This window comes from Aureitalea sp. L0-47 (assembly GCF_026126405.1).
In the GTDB taxonomy this organism is placed as follows: domain Bacteria; phylum Bacteroidota; class Bacteroidia; order Flavobacteriales; family Flavobacteriaceae; genus Pukyongia.
The window spans coordinates 293,853-316,932 of sequence record NZ_JAFMTQ010000001.1; the positions used below are offsets into that span (position 1 = coordinate 293,853).

The window sequence follows — 23,080 nt, forward strand, 5'->3', positions numbered from 1 at the left end:
ATGGAAGCAACAGTAGATAAAAAGTATACTTTTAGGGACTTTGAAAGTGATCAGGAAGTGCGTTGGTGCCCTGGTTGTGATGACTATGTAATATTGCGTTCCATGCAAAAGGCATTGCCTGAAATGGGCGTTAATAAAGAGGATGTCGTTTTCATTTCGGGGATCGGTTGTTCTTCACGCTTTCCGTACTACATGGACACCTTTGGAATGCATGGGATTCACGGTAGAGCCCCGGCCATCGCCACAGGAGTGAAGTTGGCGAACAACGATTTGAGCGTATGGGTGATCACAGGTGACGGAGATTCAATGGCGATAGGAGGTAATCACTTCATCCACGTGCTCAGAAGGAATGTCGATCTGAACATTGTTCTTTTTAACAATGAGATCTATGGTCTAACCAAAGGACAGTTTTCACCAACATCGCTGGTAGGACAGAAAACCAAGTCCTCTCCTTACGGAAACACACAGCCGCCTTTTTCTCCGGGTGAACTGGCTATAGGGGCTCAGGCGAGGTTCTTTGCCAGAATTGGCGGAAACACTCCTAAGGAGATGTCACAGATATTTATTGAATGTAATAAGTTCAAAGGAACATCGCTCGTTGAGGTTCTTCAGAATTGCCCCATCTTCAACAATGGTGCTTTCGATGAGTTTACCGATAGAAAAGTGAGAGCAGACAGGCAATTGTTTGTGGAGCACGGGAAGCCGATGATCTTTGGAAAGGAACGTGACAAAGGATTGGTTCTGAATGGACTAAAACTGGAAGTTGTGACCATAGGTGAAAATGGAATCACCGAAGGGGATATCCTGGTTCATGATGCTGAAGAAAAAGACCCAACATTACACCAGATGTTGGTTAGGTTAAGTTATCCTATGGTGACCGGAATTATTCGTCGCGTTTCAGATAAGCCCTTCGAGGAAAGGGAAAATGAGCAAAGGGAAAAAGTAAAAGCAAACTCTAAGTTCAAGAAAACTAAGGACCTTTTCTTTGCCGGAGATGTGTATGAAGTAACTTAATTTGTTAAGCTAGTCCCGTAAATCCAAGGAAAGCGAGCGATAGAAGACCGGCTACCAATAAATTGATCGGTACGCCTTTCATACCTTCGGGTAAGTCGGCCAGTTCCAAATGCTCCCTGATACTCGCGAAAAGTATTAGAGCCAAAGCGAATCCGAACGCATTGGCGATCGCGAAGAATACAGCTTTCAACAAACTTGCGTTTTCAAGTCCCAGGGCAAGTATAGCTACACCCAAAATGGCACAGTTGGTTGTAATAAGTGGTAAGAATACGCCCAATGCCTGGTAAAGCGCCGGGCTTACCTTCTTCAGAATAATCTCTACCATTTGAACCAAAGAAGCGATCACGAGTATAAAAGTGATGGTGCGTAAATAGTCCAGCCCCATAGGAACTAGGACAAACTGGTACAACAGGTAGGTAACGAGGGTAGCAATCGTCATTACAAATAGTACTGCTCCGGACATGCCTACTGAAGTGGATACCTTATTGGATACTCCAAGGAAGGGGCAAATTCCCAGGAACTGAGACAACACTATGTTGTTTACGAAAACAGCTGCTATAAGGATCAGTACATATTCCATATCCTAGGTTGTTTTTGTTATTTTATTAAATGCCAGACTCAGGTAAGCAAGTGCAATAAATGCCCCTGGTGGTAATATGAAAAGAATGAGGGTGCTGGCATCTTCAGAAACAAGTCTGATATCGAACAAGCTTCCATTTCCTAATAGTTCTCGTGCAATTCCTAACACTGTAAGCGCGATGGTGAAACCGATACCCATGCCTAAGGCGTCCACGATCGAGGACAGCAAATTGTTCTTAGAAGCAAAGGCCTCTGCACGTCCTAAGATGAGGCAGTTCACAACGATGAGCGGAATGAAAATACCCAGTTGCTCATAGAGGAATGGAATGAATGCTTCCAGAACCATTTCAACTATGGTCACAAAGGAGGCGATAATGATAATAAAGGCTGGAATTCGAACCTTAGCCGGGATCTGAGATTTTACAAGGGAAACCACAATGTTAGACATCAACAGCACGAATAATGTGGCCAGTCCCATACCTAACCCATTGAAGCCGGACGATGTCACACCCAGTGTTGGACACATTCCCAATAGCATCACGAATACGGGATTATCCGTGATAATTCCCTTTAGAAAATTTTGTTTCTGACTAAGTCTTTCTGCCATCTTCTTAATTTTCAGGATTCTTTTGTTGTTCTATCATGACATCGTAGGCCATCTGAGTAGCTTCGTTAAACGCCCGGGTCGTGATCGTAGCCCCTGTGAGAGCATCTACGTCACCTTTGTCTTTCTTTACTTCCAGGGAAAAGGTAGACGGATGTTTTCCCCGAAATTGCCGGATGAATTTATCTTCCTTCATCTTAGTTCCCAATCCCGGGGTTTCCTTCTGTTCCAGAACTTCAATATTGTTTATGCTTCCATCCGGGTTGAAGCCCACCATGATCTTGATGAGTCCACTGTATCCTTTTTCTGAAGAACCCACTACCGCTGTCCCAACACGGGTACTATCCTTAAAAGCGGGATAGAGCTCCACGCTGTCTCGGGCCACTTTGGTTTTGACAAGCAGTACTTCATCTACAGGGTTATTGTTGAACTCAGGTAGGACGGATCTCAGGGCATTTATCTTTTGCTCCAGCTTAGCTTTGGCTTTAGGGCCTTTAGTGATATCGTTGATGAACCCAAGGGATACTCCTGCAACCACCGTCGTGATGAGGAGCGTGAGCGTCATATTCAGGAATGTAGATTTCTTCTTGCCCATAACTACACAATTTTTGCCTTTATCTTACTTCCGAAACGCCTTGGTTTGAAATAAGAGTTTATCAACGGTACAAAGGCGTTCATGATGAGTATCGCGAATGAAATACCTTCGGGATAAGCACCAAACAGTCGAATAACTACCGTGATCACTGCGATACCTATGGCAAAGATCACCATGCCTTTCTTGGTCATCGGGCTGGTTACCAGGTCGGTTGCCATATAGAACGCACCCAGGACGGCTCCACCTGAAAGTAAGTGGATCATTGGGTTGGCATACTGTTCCGGATCAGCCAACCAGAAGATGCCTGTCATTACACCCATTGTCACTAAAATTGTTATTGGGATATGCCAGGTGATCACTTTTCTTGCTAGCATATACACACCACCTAGCATCAATGCCAGGGCTGACATCTCTCCGGCCGAACCACTTGTAAAGCCGAATAGAAGGTCTGTTACTGAAGGAATCTGCGAGGCAAGTGTGGTCATGGTTTCACCGTAGAGTAATCCTTCTTTTATTATACCAAGAGTTGTTTCTCCCGCTACAGCATCCACCATGTTCATATTATTCTCGAAGGGTGTTGGCCAGTAGGTCATTTGTGCCGGGAAGGAAACAAGAAGAAATACCCGGCCAACCAGTGCAGGATTGAAAATATTATTTCCCAGTCCGCCAAAGGAGAGTTTTGCAATTCCTATAGCGACAAAGCTGCCTACGATAATCATCCAAATTGGAAGTGATGAGGGTAGGTTGAAAGCCAGCAAAACCCCAGTGATCAAGGCAGATCCATCGCTTACCGTGACTTCCGTTTTTAATAAGTATTTCTGAATTGCCGCTTCAAAAACAATACATGAGATAACCGCTACAGAGGTAAGTACCAGTGCCGGTAATCCGAATACATAAAGTGAAATAACAAAGGCCGGGACAAGGGCGATAAGTACGTCGTACATCACTCGTTTCGAAGTTCTGTCCGAATGAACATGAGGTGATGCTGATATGATGATTCTTCCGTCTGCCATCTTAGTTCTTAGCTGTTTCCAGTTTTTTAACTATGCTTTTGCCAAACCTGATATAATCCAGCAAGGGTCGGTGTGACGGACATACATAACTGCATGATCCGCATTCGATACAGGTTAGTATGTCTTCGGCTCTGGCTTTTTCGTAGAAACCTTTTTCAGATAAATTCATCAGCAGTTGAGGCTCGAGTCCCATTGGACACACAAATACACAATTGCTACATCTGATGCAGGGTTTCGACTCCTGCCTGCTGGCTTCTTCTTCAGAAATAACCAGTATACCGGACGTTCCTTTGGTTACCGGTACATCGGTACTCTTTAATGCTTTTCCCATCATGGGTCCGCCATTTACGACTTTACGTGTGCCTTCGGGTATACCTCCAACCGCTTCAACAAGATCTTTGATCGGGGTTCCGATCTTCACCCAGAAGTTTGATGGTTTTTCCAGCCTTTTACCCGTTACAGTCACTACCCGCTCGATAAGCGGGCGATCGTGCTGTACGGCCTGATAAATGGCAAAAACAGTCCCAACATTATGCACAATAACGCCAACATCCATGGGTAAGCCGCCTTTTGGAACTTCCCGTTTCAGGATGGACTTTATAAGTTGTTTTTCACTACCCTGTGGATATTTCACACGCAAGGCGGCAACTTTGATCCTCTTGTCGATAGCAGCTGCTTTCTTCAATACTTTTATGGCATCCTTCTTATTATTTTCTATTCCGATGACGGCCTCGTGGATATGCAGAGCGTGCATGAGGATCTGGATCCCAACAACGATCTCGTCGGCTCTTTCCAGCATCAGCCTGTGATCTGCCGTAAGGTAGGGTTCACATTCCACCCCATTGATAATCAGGCAATCCACTTTGTTGTCGTTTTTGAGGTCGAGCTTAACATGCGAAGGGAAGGTAGCACCACCCAGACCTACAATACCAGAATCGGTGATATGTTGAAGAATTTCCTTCTGACCCATGGTAATTTCCCTCTTCAACGGAAACTCCGGTTCCTGGAAGTTCGCTTCGTTCTTCTGATCTGTTCTGATCACAATACATTGTGTTTTGTAACCACTGCTATCCACCATCATATCCAACTTGGTTACTGTACCTGCCACCGGTGAGTGGATATTCGAAGAAACATATCCCCCCGACTTGGCGATCACCTGCCCGATCTCCACACTGTCTTTCCTGTCTACAATTATTTCCGAAGGAATACCTATGTGCTGGGCAATGGGCACATACACCACTTTAGGGACGGGCAATCTGTTTATCGCCTTGGTCGCAGTGATCTTATTTTCTGTGGGATGGATACCTCCTTTTGGGAATGTCTTGAGCATTATAGCCTTGTTTTCAGTTTCTTTATGCCTGTGCTTGCGGTGGATTCTCTTGTTTTTTCACTCTCACCTTTTTTGGCGGGAAATTGGTTTCTATGATCGAGTGCGTTGGACATACTTCAACACATTTTCTGCAAAGCGTACAAACCAACGGATCGATATAAGCCAGGTTATCTTTCATGATCACGGCATCTTTCGGACAAATGTCTTCACATTTCGCGCATCCGATACACGCAACCGAACAAGCCTTTTTAGCAATACCGGCCTTGTCCTGGTTCAAACAACCTACAAATACCTTAAGGTCACGTTTGTTTTTTGGACGCAATTCGATAATTTCTCGCGGACATGCCTTTACACAGGCACCACAGGAAGTACATTTATCTGAATCGATAACCGGTAAACCGGTTTCTTCGTCCATGTGCATGGCGTCGAAATCGCAAACATCAACACAATCTCCAAATCCCAGGCAGCCATATTGACAATCGGTTTCACCACCGAAGACCAGTGCTGAAATTGCGCAGGATTGAGGTCCCTGGAATAATGAGGTCTTTGGTCGAACCTCACAGGCTCCCTGGCACAATACAACGGCAACAGTGGGATCTTTTTCTGCGACTTCCTTGCCAAGGAGAACGGAAACTTCCTTCATTACATCATTTCCGCCAACAGGGCAGAACAGATCCGAAATATCATCCGACTTCACCAGACTTTCGGCAAATGCTTTACATCCGGGAAATCCACAACCACCACAATTTGCAGCAGGGAGTACTTCCTCAACTTCGGCGATCATGGGATCTTCGTATACATAAAACCGTTTTGAGACAAGGAACAGGACACCCGCTGCTACGGTTCCAATGGATCCTAATAATAAGGTGCTATCTACTATTGAGAGTATCATTTCATGCCAGTTTTAAAACTGAAATTCTAAATTTCTTTCTGAAATAAGAATTCATATAATAAAGTATACTATAATATGGTATCAAGATAATCAGGGCCAATAAACCCGCAATCCATTCGGTGACGAACTGAGAAGCAATCATCAATACGACGATCATTAAAATAAAAGGCAGGACATAGGCCCAGATAACCGCTTTAAGTCCCAGGTCCTTTTTAATAAGCACCTGCACATTTTCGTTGATGGAAAAAGTTTCCTCCGGACTGATCATTTCAACTTCTTTGTCACTTGAATCTGAAATCCCGCATGCCGATTTTATGCGACATCCATCACAGTGGACGTTTTTGTCCAAAGAAACAAATACGGAATCGCCGGAAACACGGGAAACAGTGCCGGAATGAATTATGGTGTTATTGTTAGAAGTAAGGGAACTCATAAACCCTAATGCTTGTTTAACTTACATATAGCGGTCTAAATTAGTGTTTCACCCCAACAGAAATTATGAGCTATGTCAGTTTCAAGTCAATTTTGATGAAAATCATGTCATGGCCTTAGTTTTAGGCTATTTTACGTCCTCAAGTGAATAAAAATTAAATTGAATTTTTAGTACATTTAGTCCATGCCGGAGTATTTCTTCCTTTCTTTCCCCGATTTTAACATTCGAAGTTCTCCATTGCTTATTCTTGTGTTGCAAGGTTTGGTACTGGTTGTATTGTTATTAACTCGGTATAATAAACGAAGAAATATATCCGATCTTTTTCTTGGCCTCACTTTGCTTGTAGTATGTTACGAACAGATTTGCTATACTGTTGGTTTTATGGGGTGGTATCATGCCTTTAAAAACACTAAGATCAATTATTGGTTGATACCTATGGTATTAGCGTTGGCTCCATTGCTGTTCTTTTACGTGAAATCAATTACCCAGTCGGCGTTTAAATTCAGGCAACGAGACCTGCTTCATTTTGTTCCTGCTACATTGGTCATTTTATATCGGGTGACCATATATGCATACGATGCTTCACAGTCTGGATTTGCAGATACACAGAACGGCTATTTGAAAATTCATGTGGATGAACCTATCTTCCAGCCGTTGCTCATCTTTACCGAATTTGCAGTGATGTTGTTGTACCTCGCTTTTACCTTCCAGTTGTACTACAATTATCGAAAAAAGATAAAATATTACTTCTCTAACACCTATAAATACGAGCTTAACTGGATTCTTACTTTTCTGCTCATTTTCACCTCCTTATTTCTTTATGAATCATTTCAGGATATCATAGGTGCACTTATAGTTGAATTAAGTTATACCCAGCGCTGGTGGTTGAACCTATTTATGGCGATTGCTACAATTTATATAGGCGTGATGGGCTATTTTACGGATACGTCCAAACTCAATACGCTGAATTTCGATTTTACTCCTCAACCTATTCAGAAACCGGAAACCGAAAACGAAAAGCTGGTTTCATCCTCTGAAATTGCGAAATTACAAGAACTCATGTCAACTGAGAAACCCTTCCTGAATCCGGAACTCAACCTGGTCGATTTGGCTAAACTATCGGAGATGAGCCGAGCACAATTATCACAAGTGATAAATGCGGGATTCAATAAGAACTTCAATGATTTTGTGAATTCATATCGAATTGAGGCAGTAAAAGACCAACTTGCCCTTGGAAAGCACAAAGAACTTTCCCTTCTCGGTATCGCCTTCGATTGTGGTTTCAACAGCAAAGCCACATTTAACCGGGTATTCAAAAAGCTAACAAACACATCTCCTTCAGAATATCTAAAATCCCTCTGAATCAACCTTTTTCGGTATAATAAGGTGTCTCAAATCGTATTTGAGACCTGTCCGTACGTTTTGAAGCGCCTGGCGATATCTACTTTTCCATCTTTGAACCATCAAATCAAAGAATTGAAAAATGAAATCGCTATTCAAAAAACTAATTACACCAGTTACTCAAACCAAATGGTACGCAGACCTCGCCTTTGCTATTCCGAGAATTATATGCGGACTTTTACTAACCATCGATTTTGGCTCTAGTAAGTTCGGTATGCCCTGGTCGCCTTCGGAAAAGAATCTCGCACTCTTCGAAGTGATCGATTGGTTCCCTGAAGATGTTGCAGCCTATGGTGGTCTATTTGCCGCATTCCCTCTGTTCTTTGCCTGGATGGGGGCTTTTAGTGAAGCAGTAGGAGGTCTCTTCCTGGTGTTGGGGTTGAAAACAAGAGTGTTTTCCTTCCTGATCATCTGCACCATGCTAGTTGCCATCTTTTTCCAGAAATGGGGAGAAGGCACCTGGGGAATGCTTCCCGCTTTGGGATTCCTTTGGGTAGGGATATATAACCTGTTTTTGGGATCAGGGAGGTTCGGATTCGATTATGTACTAAGTAACTATTTAAACAGAACTAAAAAATAATATACTAATGAAAAGAATCACGCTATTGCTGCTACTTGTTGGGATAACAAGTATGGCTCAGATTAAGGGAAACAAGAACATCATTTCTAAGAATGTAAATGCCTCGAATATAAAATCTGTCGAACTTCAGCTCTATGCCGATGTAATTGTGGACCAAAGTTTAGAAGAAGGTATAACCATTACCGGGGATGAAAATTTGATTTCCCTTATAAATACCGAGGTTGTTTCTGGACAGCTCGTACTTGATCAGAAGGAATGGATCCAAGCTTCCCAAAACATTCAGATTCTTATTGGGGCTCCTACTATTGAAAAAGTCACTGTAGATGTTCACAAGACCTTGTTGATGCGGAATATTATTGCCAGTAAACTTACCTTGGACGCATCTATAGGAAAGATCGTCGCAAGCGGAAATGCTGAGGAGGTTTTCCTAAGCCTAAAGAACGGCCAAATAGATGCTTCGAAATTAAAAACCCAGGATGCCAACCTTAAGATTAGTGGTTCGGGCAAAGCCATTTTAAACGTATTTAACACCCTGAACACCGATTTGAGTGAAGACTCGAGATTAGTGCTAATTCAGACCCCAAAAATAGTAAATAGGAATGCCGGAATAGCGCTAAAAAAGGGACCTCCTGAGATTGACAGTAATTTGAAGCACGTAAAGTTCAGAATTAAGAATAATTCATGGAATCGCACAAATTTCCTGGTGATAGGTCCAAACAAGGACGGAAGTACTTTTAGCTATGGATTTCCACTCATGCCTGGGGCTACCCGTGACGAAAATTGGACAGTTGGAACCAAGGTCTTCAAAACCAATACAATCGGTAAGCGAACCTTGTTAATTACTGTGAAGGAGGAGGATCAGGGTAAAACGGTTAAATTATTTAAATGATAGTACTCTGGCCCGCCTGAACATTATCAATATTAACATTTACATCGTCCTCATCATAGATGCAATCAACGATGAAATCACCTACTTTGGATGTTGAGAACGGCTTGGTAGGATTGATGTCGGCAGTACTGATACCTAACTCCAACGATTTTTCCACCGCTCGATACAGGGAGTGTGCTTCTGCATGAAGTTTAAGATATTCAAGGAGTAACACAGCGGATAAGATGGAGGCTAATGGATTAGCCATATCTTTTCCGGCTCCCTGAGGGAAAGATCCATGTACGGGTTCGAAGACGGCATTCTTTTCACCAACGGATGCCGAGGCCAGTAATCCTATAGAACCGGCAATGACGGCAGCTTCATCACTAAGCATATCCCCGAAGAGGTTATCGGTAAGTATTACATCAAATTGTTTCGGATTGAGAACCAGCTGCATGGCGGCTTTGTCTGCGTAAAGGAACTCCAATTGTACTTCCGGATATGTATCGGCCATTGCCTGAACGGTACTTCGCCATAGCCGGGAGGTTTCCAATACATTGGCCTTGTCAACCAGGGTGAGTTTTTTACGCCTGGTCATTGCCCTTTTGAAGGCAAGGTGCGCAATTCGTTCGATTTCCTCCACAGAATACTCACATCCGTCAAATGCGGTCGTTCCGTCTTCGCTCAATTCTTTTTTTCCGAAGTAAATACCCCCGGTCAATTCGCGATAAATTATAAAGTCAGAACCATCAACTATCTCCTTCTTGAGCGGGGAACTATCGATCAACTGTTTAAAGGTTTTGGCCGGCCTGATATTACAGAACAGACCAAGGACCTCTCTTAGTCGGAATAATCCTTGCTCCGGTCGTATTTTAGCGGTAAGGTCGCTATCGTATTTCGGATCACCGATTGCCCCGAACAAAACAGCGTCTGCGGCTTCACAAATATTCAATGTCTCTTCGGGTAGGGGGTCACCTGTTTTGCTCATGGCCGCGGCTCCAACTAAGCCTTCGGTGAACTCAAAAGTGTGATTGTACTGGTCTCCAATAGCCTTCAAAGCTTTCCTGGATTGTTCGGTTACTTCCGGGCCTATCCCGTCACCTGCTAATACGGCTATTTTGTAATTCATGATCTTGTGTTTTACTTTTTACAACCAGAATGGAAACTAAAATGCAGAATTCCATTGTCGGCTGCGTCCTTGCATCTTAAAGGAGGCTGTATCAAAGTTCTGCAATCCTGACGTACTTTCCAAGGTTTCTGCGTTGAAATCTCAGGCCCTGAAATTCATTTACTTAAATCTTTTCTGTCCTGTAATCGACGATCCGTTTTGGCCCTTCCAGGGGCACCCGGATCACTTTCAGAATTCCGTCTTCAGTAGTTGCAATTTGCCATTTTATGAGTGTAATGGCACCATTCTCGATCTCAAGGCCGGTGATACTCCTTGGATGTACACAACTACCATCGTTGAAGTAGGCAATTTCGCCCGGTTCCGGGAATCTTGGCCGGTGGGTGTGACCCGTAATTGTGAAGATATTGTCGTTTTCTATGATCCATTTCTTGGTCCGCCGTTCCACTTTCTTCAGTTCACGGTAATTCTTTGCCGGGCTTGTAGGGTCGCCTATCCCGAAGATCTGCAGTTGTCGCCACAGCGCCCGAACCATAAAACGGTTAAGTTTCCAGCCCGAATAATTCATAAAATCTGCCTGGTGCCCATGTAGCATAAAGATCTCCTGCCCCGTTTCTTCATATTCCAGGATCAATCCTTCTGAAAACTCTATTCCAGGGAAGAGGGGGACGTCCTCATTTGTCACTTTGTTAAAATAACTGTGCAAGTGTTTTTCAACATATCGCTGGTTCTTGTATACCATATCGTGATTGCCCAGCAGCCGGTATAGCCTGCATTCCTCATAGAATTTCATCATCAGTTTGTACACATTCTTGTGTGCTTCCAGGATTGCCTTGAATTCAAGGTTTTCCCATAGTTCATCCCCGTCGCCAAGTTCACAATAAGTGAAACCATGGTCGTAATAATGCTGAAGCGCGTGGAAGTAGGTATTACGATTATTGGCGAAATCATCGGCAAAACTGTTGTCGCCGCGGTGGCAATCACTAAATATGATGAATTTAGAAGAGTTGTCGAAGGGAACTCGCCTGGCGTTCTTATAAGCACGAGAAAATCTTCTCCTGGAGGTCATGCATTTCGTTTTCCTAAAGATACAATTTGAAACTACTTCAGGAAATTAAGAATTGAATTCTGTCTGGCAATATTCAATTGTCAATCTGAATTTACTTCAGATTCTATACCTGGGAGAGATTCTGAATCATGCCCGTCAACATGACGGGCAGGTTCAGAATGAAATAATAGGAGTTATTTGAAGGCGTTGTGACCGGTAATATCGAGTCCTGTGATCAACAGGTGGATATCGTGGGTTCCTTCATAGGTGATCACACTTTCGAGGTTCATCATGTGTCTCATGATGGAATACTCCCCGGTAATTCCCATTCCTCCGAGAATTTGTCGTGCTTCCCTGGCGATCTTGATGGCCATTTCCACGTTATTTCGTTTGGCCATCGAGATTTGTGCCGAGCTGGCGCGATCTTCATTCTTCAATTGACCGAGTCGGAAGGCAAGTAGCTGTGCTTTGGTGATCTCTGTGATCATTTCGGCTAATTTTTTCTGCTGAAGTTGGAAGGCGGCGATCGGTTTCCCGAATTGAATACGCTCTTTGGCGTATCTCAAAGCTGTATCGTAGCAGTCCATAGCGGCACCGATAGCACCCCATGCGATTCCATAACGGGCAGAATCCAGGCATCCAAGTGGCGCACCCAAACCAGATTTATTTGGTAGTAGGTTTTCCTTAGGAACTTTTACATCCTGGAAGATCAGTTCACCGGTAGCCGATGCCCGAAGCGACCATTTATTATGTGTTTCAGGAGTACTGAATCCCTCCATGCCACGTTCCACGATCAATCCGTGGATACGTCCTTCTTCGTTCTTCGCCCAGACAACGGCAACATCACAGAAAGGTGAGTTTGAGATCCACAATTTAGCCCCATTCAGTAGGTAGTGGTCACCTTTGTCTTTGAAATTTGTCACCATACCAGCCGGGTTACTCCCATGATCGGGTTCCGTTAGCCCGAAAGAACCCATCCATTCTCCTGTTGCTAGTTTTGGCAGGTATTTTTTGCGCTGTTCCTCAGTACCATATTTGTAGATAGGGTACATCACCAGGGAAGATTGTACTGATGCCGTAGAACGAACACCACTGTCACCTCGTTCGATCTCCTGCATTATAATTCCGTAGGAGATCTGGTCCAGTCCGGCCCCGCCGTATTCCATAGGAATGTAGGGTCCGAAAGCTCCAATTTCTGCTAAGCCCGGAATAATGGATTTAGGAAATTCTGCTTTTTGAGCAGCTTCTTCTATAATTGGTGAAACATCACGTTTTACCCAGTCCCTGGCGGCACTTCGGATAAGTTTGTGTTCTTCAGTTAAAAGATCGTCTAAATTATAGTAATCGGGAGATTCGAAAAGATCGGGTTTCATAGAAGCTAATTTTGGATTACAAAGGTAAAAACCGCAGAGGGATTGTCCTACATTTTCAAGTAAAAATCCTTCACCAGGTTTAGGTAGGAATCGGTGTAGTTATGTCGGTCATTTTCAATGATAAGCTTCTCAAGGATCGGAGACCTGAATTTTTCCCTGCTGAATTCCATAAGGACTCGTTTTACTTCGGAATCTGGCGTGCCGCGAACTTCGCATACTCTATTTGGATGGAGTGAATGTTTACTTGCGATAGTTACAATGTTTTCCTGTTCTTTCTTCGGAACAACAACAGCGAATTTTCCACCCCAGGCAAGTAGTTGAATGGCACAAAGGAAAAGATGATCGAATGGCAGTGTGTCTGTGAACCTTGCCAGATCCCGTGCCGGGTTGTTCGACTTATACTCGTCGTTGTAGAAGGGAGGGTTTGAAACGATGAGGTCGTACTTCATGTCCATTTCAGCAGTGAATTCCTGCACGGAGGCATGGTAGCAGAACAGGCGGTCTTTCCAGGGAGATGCTTCGAAGTTTTCGGTGCACTGCTCGAATGCGTCCGGGTCAAGTTCGATTGCATCTATTGAATTGGCAGTACTCCGCTGCGCCATTTGCAGGGCGATCACTCCTGTTCCGCTTCCGATATCCAGGATACTTCCGGGATTGTGATCGAGAGTGGTCCACGCGCCCAATAAAACCCCGTCTGTACCAATTTTCATAGCACAGCGATCCTGTTCGACAGTAAATTGTTTAAAACGGAAAGGTTCGTTCATTACAAATAAATATCGATGAGTCCTTCAGGTGCCTGAATGGTAATGGTTTTGGCTTCTCGGTCTACATTTTGGATAATTGCGTCGGAGATCGGGATCAATATCTCCGTGCCATCACGATCGATCTCGAACAGAGCCTGGGGGGTGCTGTCATTAATGCTTTTAACTCTCCCTACTGTACCAAAAACAGTATCGACTATCGTAAAGCCAATGATTTCGTGATAGTAGAACTTGTTGCCGGTAAGTTTCGGTAGCAGGTTCAAAGGCAGATAAAGTTCAGATCCCATTAGGGAATCAGCATCTGCTTCGGAGGAAACGTCCTCAAATTTAATGCGCATCAAGGCGCTTTTGTGCATTGAAATGGATTCAATAAAAAATGGAATCAAATTTTTGTGTTTTTCAACAAAAACCGATTCCATTTCTAAGAATTGTTCTGGCTCGTCAGTATCTAGTTTAACCAGTAACTCGCCTTTAAAGCTATATTTTTTAACGATTTTGCCAACGAAGAAGCAATCCTTCTTTTGCATCGTTATAAGCTTATTCCTCTTCTTTGGCAGTTTCTTCAGTCGCTTCTGCCGTAGCCTCAGCTCCTTCTTCAGTCGCTTCTGCTTCTGCCGTTGCTTCAGCTTCTTCTGCGGTAGCTTCTGCGATACGTGCCTCGTTCACTGCTTTTTCAGCGGCCAGAGCCTCTGCTTTAGCCTGCGCTTTCACATCGGCTAATTTAGAGCGTTTTGAATCTATGGCTTTCGCTTTTTCTTCAACCCATGCATTGTACTTCGCTTCCGCTTGCTCTTCAGTTATCGCACCCTTACGAACACCCTCAGCAAGGTGCTTTTTCATCATAGCTCCTTTGTATGAAAGGATAGCTCTTGCGGTGTCTGTGGGTTGCGCTCCGTTTTGAAGCCATTGTACCGCCCCATCAATGTTTAAGTTGATCTCGGCCGGATTTACATTAGGATTATATGTCCCTAGTTTTTCGAGATATTTTCCATCTCTTTTGGAGCGGCTGTCTGCCGCTACGATCCAGTAAAAAGGCTTTCCTTTTTTACCGTGTCTCTGTAATCTGATTTTAACAGGCATAAATAATTAAGTTATGAGGTACGCGACCCCGGTTATAATTAAGGACGGCAAAGATACCATATTTATTAGCTGAAATACAAAAGATTAAACTTTTCTTTTATATTTGTCACGAACCTATACCCAAATTACTATGAAACGAGTACTTCTTTCACTATTCGTGCTATCTCTGCTCTTTACTTCCAGTTGTTCTGAAGATATAGAGAATAACAGTCCGGCTATCCAGGGACAAATAGACAGCTTATTTTTCAGGGCGATCGATATCAGAGGCCAGGTGAACGATAACGGGTCTATTTCGCTTAAGGGATCGGATCAGGATCGTGAACTTACCTTAAATGTACGTGGAGCGGACCCGGGCACCTATCTATTAGGTGCAGAGCAGCCCAATTTCGCTTATTTTATCGATGCTGATGGAAGCGAATATAGAACTTCCCCATCCGGTGAAGGGAAAATAACTATTACAAACCACTGTTCGAGTTGCGAGAGTATTACTGGAACATTCAATTTTGTTGCCATAAACCCTGGTGTTGATACAATCTACATGCAAAAAGGAGTCTTTTTTGAAGTGAACTATCTTCTTGGTGGAATCGATGATGATACATCTGCAGGATATATGAATGCTTTTGTGGATGGAGAAGCATTTAATACGGAACTGGTGGCCGCGGAGAATGTAAGTGGAGTTCTTACGATCAATGGATTTGTAGACAATACGAATATTACAATTAAGGCACCCGCGGATTCGCCTTCTGGGAATTATCCTATCGACACACCAGGATTCGACGCGGCTATTACAATTGACGGTGTGGTAGAGGTCGCACAGTCGGGATTCATTTCTGTAAATTATATCAATGCCAACAGGGCTTTGTTATTCTTCCGTTTCGATACTGAAAATCACATTATTACCGACGGCGAATCCAGGGTTGATTACTAAATATTCTTTAAACAATATACTCCGGGCCATGCGCCCGGTTTTTTGTTTATAAGTACCCCAATCTGTTGGTAACTTTGCTTTAGGTTAATCACTTAAAATCCTATTTTTACTTCTGTGGATTCTTTTACTGGAATTCGACCTAATTACCTAAGCCTTTCGCATGTTTTTAATCTTCGACACGGAAACCACCGGACTTCCCAAAAGATACGACGCTCCTTTAAGTGACAGCGATAATTGGCCACGCTGTGTTCAGATAGCCTGGCAATTGCATGACGAAATGGGCGTGCTTATAGAAAACGAGGATTACCTCGTGATCCCTGATGGTTATAACATCCCTTACGATTCTGAAAAGATACACGGAATCTCCACCGAATTGGCCACGGAACAAGGGTCGCCACTCCAAGAAGTGATGGGTCGTTTTCTAAAAGTACTGGAGAAGGCGAAATTTGTGGTAGGTCAGAATGTGGATTTCGATCTCAATATAATGGGTGCTGAATTCTATCGATTAGAGATCGAAAATCCATTCGAATCCATGCCGGTACTGGATACCTGTACCGAAACTACGGCAGAATTGTGTAAGCTTCCGGGTGGTAGAGGAGGTAAATTCAAACTACCTACCCTTACAGAACTGCATCAGTTCCTATTCCATCAACCTTTTACCGAAGCCCACAACGCCACCGCCGATGTGGAGGCTACTACGCGCTGTTTCCTGGAATTGATTCGACGTGAAATCTTTACTTCGGAAGAACTGGATGTGCAGCCTGATTATTTTACCCGATATTCAGAAGTCAATCCGCAGCCCATTGAGCTTATCGGTTTAAAACATTTGAATCTGAAAAAGGCTTCGGAAAAGATCCGGCAAGAACTTGAAAAGGCCACCGAGACACAAACAGTTTCAGCTGAAGAGATTGACGAGAATATCGCTGTACTGAAGGAAACCGCATTTGCTCATTTACATAATCACTCGCAGTATTCCATACTTCAGTCCACATCCTCTACCAAAGACCTGGTGCAAGCCGCGATCGAAGATAATATGCCTGCCGTGGCTCTAACGGACAGCGGGAATATGATGGGAGCCTTTCATTTCGTAAAGGCTGTAAACGATTATAACAAATCCCTTTCCGAAGAAGAACAAGACAAATCCCTAAAGGCTATCCTTGGCTGTGAGTTCTTTGTGTGCGAGGATCACACTAACAAGTCGCATAAAGACAATGGCTACCAGATCGTGTTACTGGCTAAGAATAAGAACGGTTATCACAACCTGGCTAAAATGGCGTCCATAGCCTATACCGATGGATTTTATTACGTACCCCGAATCGACAGGAATGTTGTTGAGCAGTATAAAGAAGATATAATTGTACTTACCGGCAGCTTATATGGTGAAGTACCATCCAAATTACTCAATATAGGTGAAAAGCAAGCTGAAGAAGCGTTGCTATGGTGGAAGGAGCAGTTTGGTAATGATCTCTATGTGGAGATCATGCGACACGGACAAGAGGACGAACGCCGAGTTAATGAGTCGTTGATGGCACTTGCACGCAAGCACCATGTGAAGATCGTAGCCTGCAACAATACCTACTACATCAATAAAGAGGACGCAAATGCCCATGATATCCTTCTATGTGTGAAAGATGGTGAAAAGCAAGCCACGCCTATCGGTCGTGGCAGGGGGTATCGATATGGTTTGCCGAACCAGGAGTACTACTTCAAGAGCCAGGATGAAATGAAGGCGTTGTTTAAAGATTTACCAGACGCCATAGGCACAATTTCTGAAGTAATAGATAAAGTTGAATCCTATACACTTGCGCGTGACGTACTCTTGCCTAATTTTGACATACCCGAAGAATTTTATGACAGTCAGGATTCGGATGGTGGCAAACGAGGCGAGAATGCCTACCTGAAACACCTCACCTATGTAGGGGCCGAAAAAAGATACGGTGAAGTTACCGAGGACATTAAACAGCGACTTGATTTTGAGCTTGAGGTAATTGCCAATACTGGTTACCCCGGATACTTCCTGATCGTCCAGGATTTCATAGCTGAAGCCAGGAAGATGGGAGTTTCCGTTGGGCCCGGCCGTGGTTCCGCAGCGGGTAGTGCTGTTGCCTATTGCTTAGGGATAACGAATATAGACCCCATCAAATACGACTTACTTTTTGAGCGTTTCCTGAACCCGGATCGAATCAGTATGCCGGATATTGATATCGACTTCGATGATGAGGGCAGGAGTAAGGTTATGGATTATGTGATCAATAAGTACGGTGCAAACCAGGTAGCTCAGATCATTACTTATGGAACCATGGCCGCAAAATCATCCATTCGGGATACGGCACGTGTACTTGATCTACCGTTGAATGATGCCGATAGGATCGCGAAGCTCATACCAAATATGACCAAGCTGAACAAGATCTTTGGCCTGAGTGATCAGGAGTTGCGTGCGAAATTCAGAAATGATGAATTACCGAAGGTCAATGAATTGCTGAACCTGGCCGAAGGCGAGGATCTTGAGGCAGAAACCATAAAGCAGGCCCGGGTACTCGAAGGATCGGTGAGGAATACAGGAATACATGCCTGCGGGGTGATCATTACCCCTGATAATATTACGAATTACGTTCCGATAGCAACGGCCAAGGATTCCGATCTGTATGTGACACAATTCGACAATGCCGTGGTGGAAAGTGCCGGCTTGCTTAAGATGGATTTCCTGGGTTTGAAAACATTGACACTGATCAAGGATACCGTGAAGATCGTTAAGCACAAGCACGGAGTGGAACTGGATCCGGATAGCTTCCCACTGGATGATGAAAAAACCTACGAATTGTTCCAAAGGGGAGAGACGGTAGGTATCTTCCAGTATGAATCGGCAGGGATGCAAAAGCATATGAAAGACCTGAAACCAACGGTCTTTGCGGATCTGATTGCAATGAACGCATTGTACAGACCGGGTCCGATGGAATACATCCCTAGTTTTATCCGAAGAAAACACGGTGAAGAGGAGATTACTTACGATCTCCCGGCCATGGAAGAATATCTGAAGGAAACCTATGGAATTACTGTCTACCAGGAGCAGGTGATGCTGTTATCACAGAAACTGGCAAACTTCACCAAAGGTGAAGCCGATGTGCTTCGGAAAGCCATGGGTAAGAAACAGAAAGCGGTATTGGACAAGATGAAGCCTAAGTTTATCGACCAGGCTGCCAATAACGGACATGATGCGGAAATCCTCGAGAAGATATGGAAGGACTGGGAGGCTTTCGCGAGTTACGCTTTTAACAAATCGCATTCTACCTGCTATGCCTGGATCGCCTACCAGACGGCATATCTCAAGGCGCATTATCCCGCAGAGTATATGGCGGCGGTGCTGTCCAATAACATGAACGATATCAAGCAGGTTACCTTCTTTATGGAAGAATGCAAGCGCATGGGGCTGGAGGTGTTAGGGCCTGATGTGAATGAATCTTTCTATAAGTTCACGGTGAATGATCGTGGTGCCGTTCGCTTCGGAATGGGAGCGATCAAAGGAGTTGGTGGGAATGCTGTTGCCACCATAGTTGAGCATAGGAAGGACGGTAAATACAAGAGTATTTTTGACCTGGCAAAGCGTATTGACCTACGTGCAGCGAATAAGAAGGCCTTTGAAAATCTTGTATTGGCTGGAGGGTTTGACAGTTTTGATACACACAGGGCGCAGTATATGCATGCGGACGGTGATGGAGTAATGTTTTTCGAAAAAGTACTTCGTTATGCGGCTAAATACCAGGAATCGCAGAACTCGTCCCAGGTAAGTTTGTTTGGGGATGCCAGCGAAGTACAGATTCCAGAACCCGAGGTGCCTCCATGTGAGGAGTGGGGAACCATGAAGAAACTAAAGCAGGAGAAAGAGGTAGTGGGAATTTATATATCTGGCCACCCGTTGGACGATTTTAAAACAGAGATCGAAAGCTTTTGTAATTGTAAGGTAAGTGATTTCAATAACCTGGAACGCTTTGTGAATAGGGAGCTAATCTTCGGAGGAGTGGTTTCCGATGTACAACATAGGGAGAGCAAGGCAGGAAAAGGTTGGGCGATCTTTACTGTTGAGGATTACGATGACAGCTTTGAGTTTAAGATCTTCGGGGAAGAATATCTTAAATACCGACATCTTTTAATTCCGAATTCGTTCATCTACGCCCGCGTATTTGTTAGAGAAGGTTGGGTGAATCGGGAAACCGGCAAGAAGGGTGATCCTAGATTGCAATATAGCAATATACAATTGTTACATGATGTGATGGGGCTTCAGGCAAAAAAACTAACGCTTCAGATACCTATTGGAGACGTTGAGAAAGAGAAAGTAAGGCAATTGAAAGACTTGCTAAAGATGCATAAAGGGGATAAACAATTGCACATCACTTTGTACGATGTAGAAGATGAGCTAAAACTGAACATGCCTAGCCGGAAACAGAAAGTCGCCATTAGCAAGGAGTTACTGGAAGAGTTGAAGGAACTCGAATTTGCCTATAAGTTGAATTAGCCCTCCTTCGCAGCCAATGGCTGCTTCGGTGGATTAAGGATCTCAGGATTAGATAATACTCGGGCAGGGATTGAAGCAGGCTACCCCGCCTTCGCACGCTTCGGCGGGCAGGCGTGTAGCGCGGAAAGCCCGGTCGTGAAGTGCCGTGAAGTAGAGCGAAGCACACTTCACGACTACTTCACGGGCCCGCATAATTAAAAATGATACAGCCATTGTCTATTCTAATGTTATGGCTGTAAGGTTTGCTGTAAAAATTGACTATTTTTGCATAACATAAATAAATTAGAAAAATGGCTTTAGAAATAACCGATGCAACATTTGATGAAACTGTACTAAAAAGTGACAAGCCGGTAATGGTAGACTTTTGGGCAGCGTGGTGCGGACCATGTAGAATGGTTGGCCCAATCATCGACCAGATAAGCGAAGAATATGAAGGAAAAGCAGTAGTAGGAAAGGTAGACGTTGATGCGAACCAGGAATTTGCTGCCAAGTACGGTGTGAGAAACATACCAACCGTATTGGTCTTCAATAACGGTGAATTGGTAGGACGCCAGGTAGGTGTAGCTCCCAAGAATGTGTACACAGAAGCGATAGATTCACTATTGAACTAAGCTTTGACGTAAATTATTGATAAAGGCTTGGCGTAATGCCAGGCCTTTTTTTATCTTAGTGACATTGAAAATCATTGATTTTCAATATTGAACTAACCCCGCTGGAAAGTGGGGTCTCTTACTCCTAATAGAACAAAAAACATGGAAAAAATAAACAAGGTTCAGGACCAGATAGATAACCAGTTGTTAAACGATCGAAAGGTATTCCTGTGGGGAATGGTTGATGATGAATCGGCCAAACACGTGGTAGACCGCCTGATGTATCTGGATTCTTTGAATCACGATGAGATAAAACTGTACATCAATAGTCCGGGTGGCTATGTAACTTCTGGTTTCTCTATGTACGATACGATACGGGGAATTAAGAGTCCGGTTTCGACCATTTGTACAGGCTTGTGTGCATCAATGGGAAGTATTTTACTTTCAGCAGGAGAGAAAGGAAAACGTTTTATCCAACCACACGCCAGGGTGATGATCCACCAGCCTAGTGGAGGTGCAAGAGGACCTGCCAGTGATATCGAGATCACAGCACAGGAGATCCTGAAAACCAAAGAACTCAGCGCCCAGATATTAGCGAATAATTGCGGACAAACCTTCGAAAAAGTCATGAAGGATTTCAATCGAGATCACTGGATGGGAGCAGAAGAGAGTGTGGAATACGGAATAGTGGATGGGGTAGTTGAGTCTTGAGATTAATTATCAATTAACAACTTTCAATAAACAAATAAATTCCAAATCCCAAGTTCCAATTATTGAAGATTGAAAATTGAGATTTATTTGAGATTTGTGTTTTGGTGATTTGAGATTTCAATTTAATAAATGACTTCTCGATACGATCCGCCGAAGGCGGATCACTCGAAGTGACAAAATGAAGATAGAAAAGGAAATAAACGAAATTACCGGGTTTAAGAACCTGGAGTTGCTAGCCACCCAGGTGGTGGAAGGCTTTATTTCCGGGTTGCATAAGAGTCCGTTTCATGGTTTTTCTGCTGAATTTGCTGAACACAAGATCTACAACACCGGAGAGAGCACCAAGCATATCGACTGGAAGCTCTTCGCTAAGACGGATAAACTATATACGAAACGCTACGAAGAGGAAACCAATTTGCGCTGTCACCTGGTGATGGACAACAGTAGTTCCATGCACTATCCGAAGATCAGGGAGTTTAATATTACTTCTTTGAATAAGATCGGGTTTTCAGCGCTTGCGGCTGCAGCCGTTATGAACTTATTGAAACGGCAGCGCGATGCTGTGGGGATGAGTATTTACAGCGATGAGTACGAATTCTATGCTTCGGAAAAGGGTAGTGAGCGGCATCACCAGATGTTGTTAGGTAAATTGAATGAGGCAATTGTTCGACCGTCAAAATCCAAGCAAACCAGGACCTATTCGCATCTGCACCTCATAGCTGAAAAACTAAAAAGACGTTCCCTCGTTTTTCTTTTTACGGATATGTTTCAAAGCGATATGGAGGAGCAGAAGATGTTTGAAGCGTTGCAGCATTTAAAATACAATAAACATGAAGTGGTGCTGTTCCACACATATGACAAGGAAAAGGAGCTGAAATTCGATTTCAGTAACCGTCCGAAACGATTTGTGGATGTTGAAACGGGGGAGTATGTGAATTTATATGCCGACAATATCAAGCATTCTTACGAGGAGGCAGTTTCCCGATATTTCAACGAGCTACAGTTGAAGTGTGGTCAGTACGGCATCAAATACGTTCGGGCAGATATCAATGAAGGGTTTAATAAGATCTTGACTACTTACCTGGTGGAAAGATCGAAGTTTGGTTAATTGTGATCAAAAGATCAAACGACAACCTTCAAATCCCAAATAAATTCCAAAGTTTCAAACTTTCCGAAGTTACGGACCAATTCAATGGTTCTAGACTTAAGTGAATTGTATTTTGTGAATTGAGTATTATTTGAATTTTGGTGGTTGAGTTTTGCTATTTATTTAATTTTTTTATTTGCTACAACTAAAAATCGTCTTATATTTGCCCTCGCTGAAAAGCAATTTTCTCTAGGATTAACTGTTGTTAGTGTCCTTCTCCGCTGAAGCTTCGAAGGATGAGAAAAATTGGTCTGGTAGTTCAGTTGGTTAGAATACCTGCCTGTCACGCAGGGGGTCGCGAGTTCGAGTCTCGTCCAGACCGCAACCTAAGATGTTGTGTTGTCCTCCTTAAATGGAGGAAGTGGTTTAGATTCCGCATCAAGTGCGGAATGACAAAACCAATGAGAAGCTTGTCCGTTTTGGATGGGCTTTTTTTGTTTCCAATCAATTCATTTCCCAAAGTCAACTTTGACAAGTTTTTGCAACAGAAAAGGTGT

General features: G+C 43.6%; 22 protein-coding genes and 1 tRNA gene. 10 read left to right on the plus strand and 13 right to left on the minus strand.

Annotation, left to right across the window (positions count from 1 at the left end):
• The gene (locus J1N09_RS01310) at nucleotides 1-1,014 is read left to right on the plus strand and encodes a 2-oxoacid:ferredoxin oxidoreductase subunit beta (RefSeq protein WP_265197581.1); all 1,014 of its coding nucleotides are present in this window, start codon (nucleotides 1-3) and stop codon (nucleotides 1,012-1,014) included.
• A 4-nt stretch (nucleotides 1,015-1,018) separates the two neighbouring features.
• Here J1N09_RS01310 and J1N09_RS01315 read toward each other — a convergent pair whose 3' ends face one another.
• Genes J1N09_RS01315 through J1N09_RS01345 form a run of 7 tightly spaced genes read right to left on the minus strand, consistent with a single transcriptional unit; the run spans nucleotide 1,019 to nucleotide 6,460 of the window.
• A complete protein-coding gene (locus tag J1N09_RS01315) occupies nucleotides 1,019-1,594 on the minus strand; it encodes an electron transport complex protein RnfA (protein ID WP_265197582.1) in 576 nt (191 codons plus the stop codon).
• Nucleotides 1,595-1,597: 3 nt separating this feature from the next.
• Nucleotides 1,598-2,200 (minus strand): RnfABCDGE type electron transport complex subunit E, encoded by a 603-nt coding sequence (locus J1N09_RS01320; RefSeq protein WP_265197583.1) that lies wholly within the window; start codon nucleotides 2,198-2,200, stop codon nucleotides 1,598-1,600.
• A gap of 4 nt (nucleotides 2,201-2,204) precedes the next feature.
• On the minus strand, nucleotides 2,205-2,792 hold the full coding sequence (locus tag J1N09_RS01325; protein ID WP_265197584.1) for an RnfABCDGE type electron transport complex subunit G: 588 nt from the start codon (nucleotides 2,790-2,792) through the stop codon (nucleotides 2,205-2,207).
• Nucleotides 2,793-2,794: 2 nt separating this feature from the next.
• Entirely contained in the window at nucleotides 2,795-3,805 is a 1,011-nt protein-coding gene (locus J1N09_RS01330) for an RnfABCDGE type electron transport complex subunit D (RefSeq protein ID WP_265197585.1), read from the minus strand.
• Between the two features lies 1 nt (nucleotide 3,806).
• The gene (gene rsxC / locus J1N09_RS01335; RefSeq protein ID WP_265197586.1) at nucleotides 3,807-5,135 is read right to left on the minus strand and encodes an electron transport complex subunit RsxC; all 1,329 of its coding nucleotides are present in this window, start codon (nucleotides 5,133-5,135) and stop codon (nucleotides 3,807-3,809) included.
• A 22-nt stretch (nucleotides 5,136-5,157) separates the two neighbouring features.
• Nucleotides 5,158-6,027 (minus strand): Fe-S cluster domain-containing protein, encoded by an 870-nt coding sequence (locus J1N09_RS01340; protein WP_265197587.1) that lies wholly within the window; start codon nucleotides 6,025-6,027, stop codon nucleotides 5,158-5,160.
• 1 nt (nucleotide 6,028) lies between these two features.
• Nucleotides 6,029-6,460, minus strand: coding sequence for a SoxR reducing system RseC family protein (locus tag J1N09_RS01345; RefSeq protein ID WP_265197588.1), 432 nt, complete (start codon nucleotides 6,458-6,460; stop codon nucleotides 6,029-6,031).
• 381 nt (nucleotides 6,461-6,841) lie between these two features.
• Between J1N09_RS01345 and J1N09_RS01350 the strand changes: the two genes are divergently transcribed.
• The 3 genes from J1N09_RS01350 (at nucleotide 6,842) to J1N09_RS01360 (ending at nucleotide 9,330) form a co-directional block, all read left to right on the plus strand.
• Nucleotides 6,842-7,822 (plus strand): helix-turn-helix domain-containing protein, encoded by a 981-nt coding sequence (locus tag J1N09_RS01350; RefSeq protein WP_265197589.1) that lies wholly within the window; start codon nucleotides 6,842-6,844, stop codon nucleotides 7,820-7,822.
• A 121-nt stretch (nucleotides 7,823-7,943) separates the two neighbouring features.
• Nucleotides 7,944-8,441: a DoxX family protein gene (locus tag J1N09_RS01355; protein WP_265197590.1), complete on the plus strand. Its 498-nt coding sequence runs from the start codon at nucleotides 7,944-7,946 to the stop codon at nucleotides 8,439-8,441.
• 7 nt (nucleotides 8,442-8,448) lie between these two features.
• Complete coding sequence (locus J1N09_RS01360) at nucleotides 8,449-9,330, plus strand: DUF2807 domain-containing protein (protein ID WP_265197591.1); 882 nt, start codon at nucleotides 8,449-8,451, stop codon at nucleotides 9,328-9,330.
• Here J1N09_RS01360 and leuB read toward each other — a convergent pair.
• From leuB to J1N09_RS01390, 6 genes are all read right to left on the minus strand, one after another.
• Nucleotides 9,323-10,438 carry a 3-isopropylmalate dehydrogenase gene (gene leuB / locus J1N09_RS01365; RefSeq protein ID WP_265197592.1) on the minus strand — a complete coding sequence of 372 codons (1,116 nt, stop codon included), beginning with the start codon at nucleotides 10,436-10,438 and terminating at the stop codon, nucleotides 9,323-9,325. The genes J1N09_RS01360 and leuB overlap by 8 nt on opposite strands.
• A 163-nt stretch (nucleotides 10,439-10,601) precedes the next feature.
• Nucleotides 10,602-11,504, minus strand: coding sequence for a serine/threonine protein phosphatase (locus J1N09_RS01370; protein ID WP_265197593.1), 903 nt, complete (start codon nucleotides 11,502-11,504; stop codon nucleotides 10,602-10,604).
• Nucleotides 11,505-11,677: 173 nt separating this feature from the next.
• Nucleotides 11,678-12,856, minus strand: coding sequence for an acyl-CoA dehydrogenase family protein (locus tag J1N09_RS01375; protein WP_265197594.1), 1,179 nt, complete (start codon nucleotides 12,854-12,856; stop codon nucleotides 11,678-11,680).
• A gap of 47 nt (nucleotides 12,857-12,903) precedes the next feature.
• Nucleotides 12,904-13,620 (minus strand): tRNA1(Val) (adenine(37)-N6)-methyltransferase, encoded by a 717-nt coding sequence (locus tag J1N09_RS01380; RefSeq protein WP_265197595.1) that lies wholly within the window; start codon nucleotides 13,618-13,620, stop codon nucleotides 12,904-12,906.
• Complete coding sequence (gene rimM, locus J1N09_RS01385) at nucleotides 13,620-14,144, minus strand: ribosome maturation factor RimM (protein ID WP_265197596.1); 525 nt, start codon at nucleotides 14,142-14,144, stop codon at nucleotides 13,620-13,622. Before rimM ends, J1N09_RS01380 begins: the two co-directional genes overlap by 1 nt.
• Nucleotides 14,145-14,154: 10 nt before the next feature.
• Nucleotides 14,155-14,697, minus strand: coding sequence for a 30S ribosomal protein S16 (locus J1N09_RS01390; protein WP_265197597.1), 543 nt, complete (start codon nucleotides 14,695-14,697; stop codon nucleotides 14,155-14,157).
• 130 nt (nucleotides 14,698-14,827) lie between these two features.
• On the opposite strand from J1N09_RS01390, the gene J1N09_RS01395 reads away from it, so the two are divergent.
• The 6 genes from J1N09_RS01395 to J1N09_RS01420 all read left to right on the plus strand — a co-directional run bounded on the left by J1N09_RS01395 (nucleotide 14,828) and on the right by J1N09_RS01420 (nucleotide 22,905).
• The gene (locus tag J1N09_RS01395) at nucleotides 14,828-15,625 is read left to right on the plus strand and encodes a DUF6252 family protein (RefSeq protein WP_265197598.1); all 798 of its coding nucleotides are present in this window, start codon (nucleotides 14,828-14,830) and stop codon (nucleotides 15,623-15,625) included.
• 160 nt (nucleotides 15,626-15,785) lie between these two features.
• Entirely contained in the window at nucleotides 15,786-20,135 is a 4,350-nt protein-coding gene (gene dnaE, locus J1N09_RS01400; protein WP_265197599.1) for a DNA polymerase III subunit alpha, read from the plus strand.
• Nucleotides 20,136-20,425: 290 nt separating this feature from the next.
• A complete protein-coding gene (gene trxA, locus J1N09_RS01405) occupies nucleotides 20,426-20,746 on the plus strand; it encodes a thioredoxin (RefSeq protein WP_265197600.1) in 321 nt (106 codons plus the stop codon).
• A 141-nt stretch (nucleotides 20,747-20,887) separates the two neighbouring features.
• The gene (locus J1N09_RS01410; protein WP_265197601.1) at nucleotides 20,888-21,436 is read left to right on the plus strand and encodes a ClpP family protease; all 549 of its coding nucleotides are present in this window, start codon (nucleotides 20,888-20,890) and stop codon (nucleotides 21,434-21,436) included.
• A 178-nt stretch (nucleotides 21,437-21,614) separates the two neighbouring features.
• Complete coding sequence (locus J1N09_RS01415; protein ID WP_265197602.1) at nucleotides 21,615-22,544, plus strand: DUF58 domain-containing protein; 930 nt, start codon at nucleotides 21,615-21,617, stop codon at nucleotides 22,542-22,544.
• A 287-nt stretch (nucleotides 22,545-22,831) separates the two neighbouring features.
• Nucleotides 22,832-22,905 (plus strand) — tRNA-Asp (locus tag J1N09_RS01420).
• Nucleotides 22,906-23,080 lie beyond the last annotated feature (175 nt).

Coding starts and splice junctions, on each gene's coding strand:
- J1N09_RS01355 (WP_265197590.1), top strand. CDS start 7,944: ATGAAATCGCTATTCAAAAAACTAATTACACCAGTTACTCAAACCAAA.
- J1N09_RS01345 (WP_265197588.1), bottom strand. CDS start 6,460: ATGAGTTCCCTTACTTCTAACAATAACACCATAATTCATTCCGGCACT.
- J1N09_RS01370 (WP_265197593.1), bottom strand. CDS start 11,504: ATGACCTCCAGGAGAAGATTTTCTCGTGCTTATAAGAACGCCAGGCGA.
- J1N09_RS01395 (WP_265197598.1), top strand. CDS start 14,828: ATGAAACGAGTACTTCTTTCACTATTCGTGCTATCTCTGCTCTTTACT.
- J1N09_RS01315 (WP_265197582.1), bottom strand. CDS start 1,594: ATGGAATATGTACTGATCCTTATAGCAGCTGTTTTCGTAAACAACATA.
- J1N09_RS01350 (WP_265197589.1), top strand. CDS start 6,842: ATGGGGTGGTATCATGCCTTTAAAAACACTAAGATCAATTATTGGTTG.
- dnaE (WP_265197599.1), top strand. CDS start 15,786: ATGTTTTTAATCTTCGACACGGAAACCACCGGACTTCCCAAAAGATAC.
- J1N09_RS01310 (WP_265197581.1), top strand. CDS start 1: ATGGAAGCAACAGTAGATAAAAAGTATACTTTTAGGGACTTTGAAAGT.
- rsxC (WP_265197586.1), bottom strand. CDS start 5,135: ATGCTCAAGACATTCCCAAAAGGAGGTATCCATCCCACAGAAAATAAG.
- J1N09_RS01375 (WP_265197594.1), bottom strand. CDS start 12,856: ATGAAACCCGATCTTTTCGAATCTCCCGATTACTATAATTTAGACGAT.
- rimM (WP_265197596.1), bottom strand. CDS start 14,144: ATGCAAAAGAAGGATTGCTTCTTCGTTGGCAAAATCGTTAAAAAATAT.
- J1N09_RS01340 (WP_265197587.1), bottom strand. CDS start 6,027: ATGATACTCTCAATAGTAGATAGCACCTTATTATTAGGATCCATTGGA.
- J1N09_RS01390 (WP_265197597.1), bottom strand. CDS start 14,697: ATGCCTGTTAAAATCAGATTACAGAGACACGGTAAAAAAGGAAAGCCT.
- J1N09_RS01325 (WP_265197584.1), bottom strand. CDS start 2,792: ATGGGCAAGAAGAAATCTACATTCCTGAATATGACGCTCACGCTCCTC.
- J1N09_RS01360 (WP_265197591.1), top strand. CDS start 8,449: ATGAAAAGAATCACGCTATTGCTGCTACTTGTTGGGATAACAAGTATG.
- J1N09_RS01415 (WP_265197602.1), top strand. CDS start 21,615: ATGAAGATAGAAAAGGAAATAAACGAAATTACCGGGTTTAAGAACCTG.
- J1N09_RS01320 (WP_265197583.1), bottom strand. CDS start 2,200: ATGGCAGAAAGACTTAGTCAGAAACAAAATTTTCTAAAGGGAATTATC.
- J1N09_RS01410 (WP_265197601.1), top strand. CDS start 20,888: ATGGAAAAAATAAACAAGGTTCAGGACCAGATAGATAACCAGTTGTTA.
- J1N09_RS01330 (WP_265197585.1), bottom strand. CDS start 3,805: ATGGCAGACGGAAGAATCATCATATCAGCATCACCTCATGTTCATTCG.
- leuB (WP_265197592.1), bottom strand. CDS start 10,438: ATGAATTACAAAATAGCCGTATTAGCAGGTGACGGGATAGGCCCGGAA.
- trxA (WP_265197600.1), top strand. CDS start 20,426: ATGGCTTTAGAAATAACCGATGCAACATTTGATGAAACTGTACTAAAA.
- J1N09_RS01380 (WP_265197595.1), bottom strand. CDS start 13,620: ATGAACGAACCTTTCCGTTTTAAACAATTTACTGTCGAACAGGATCGC.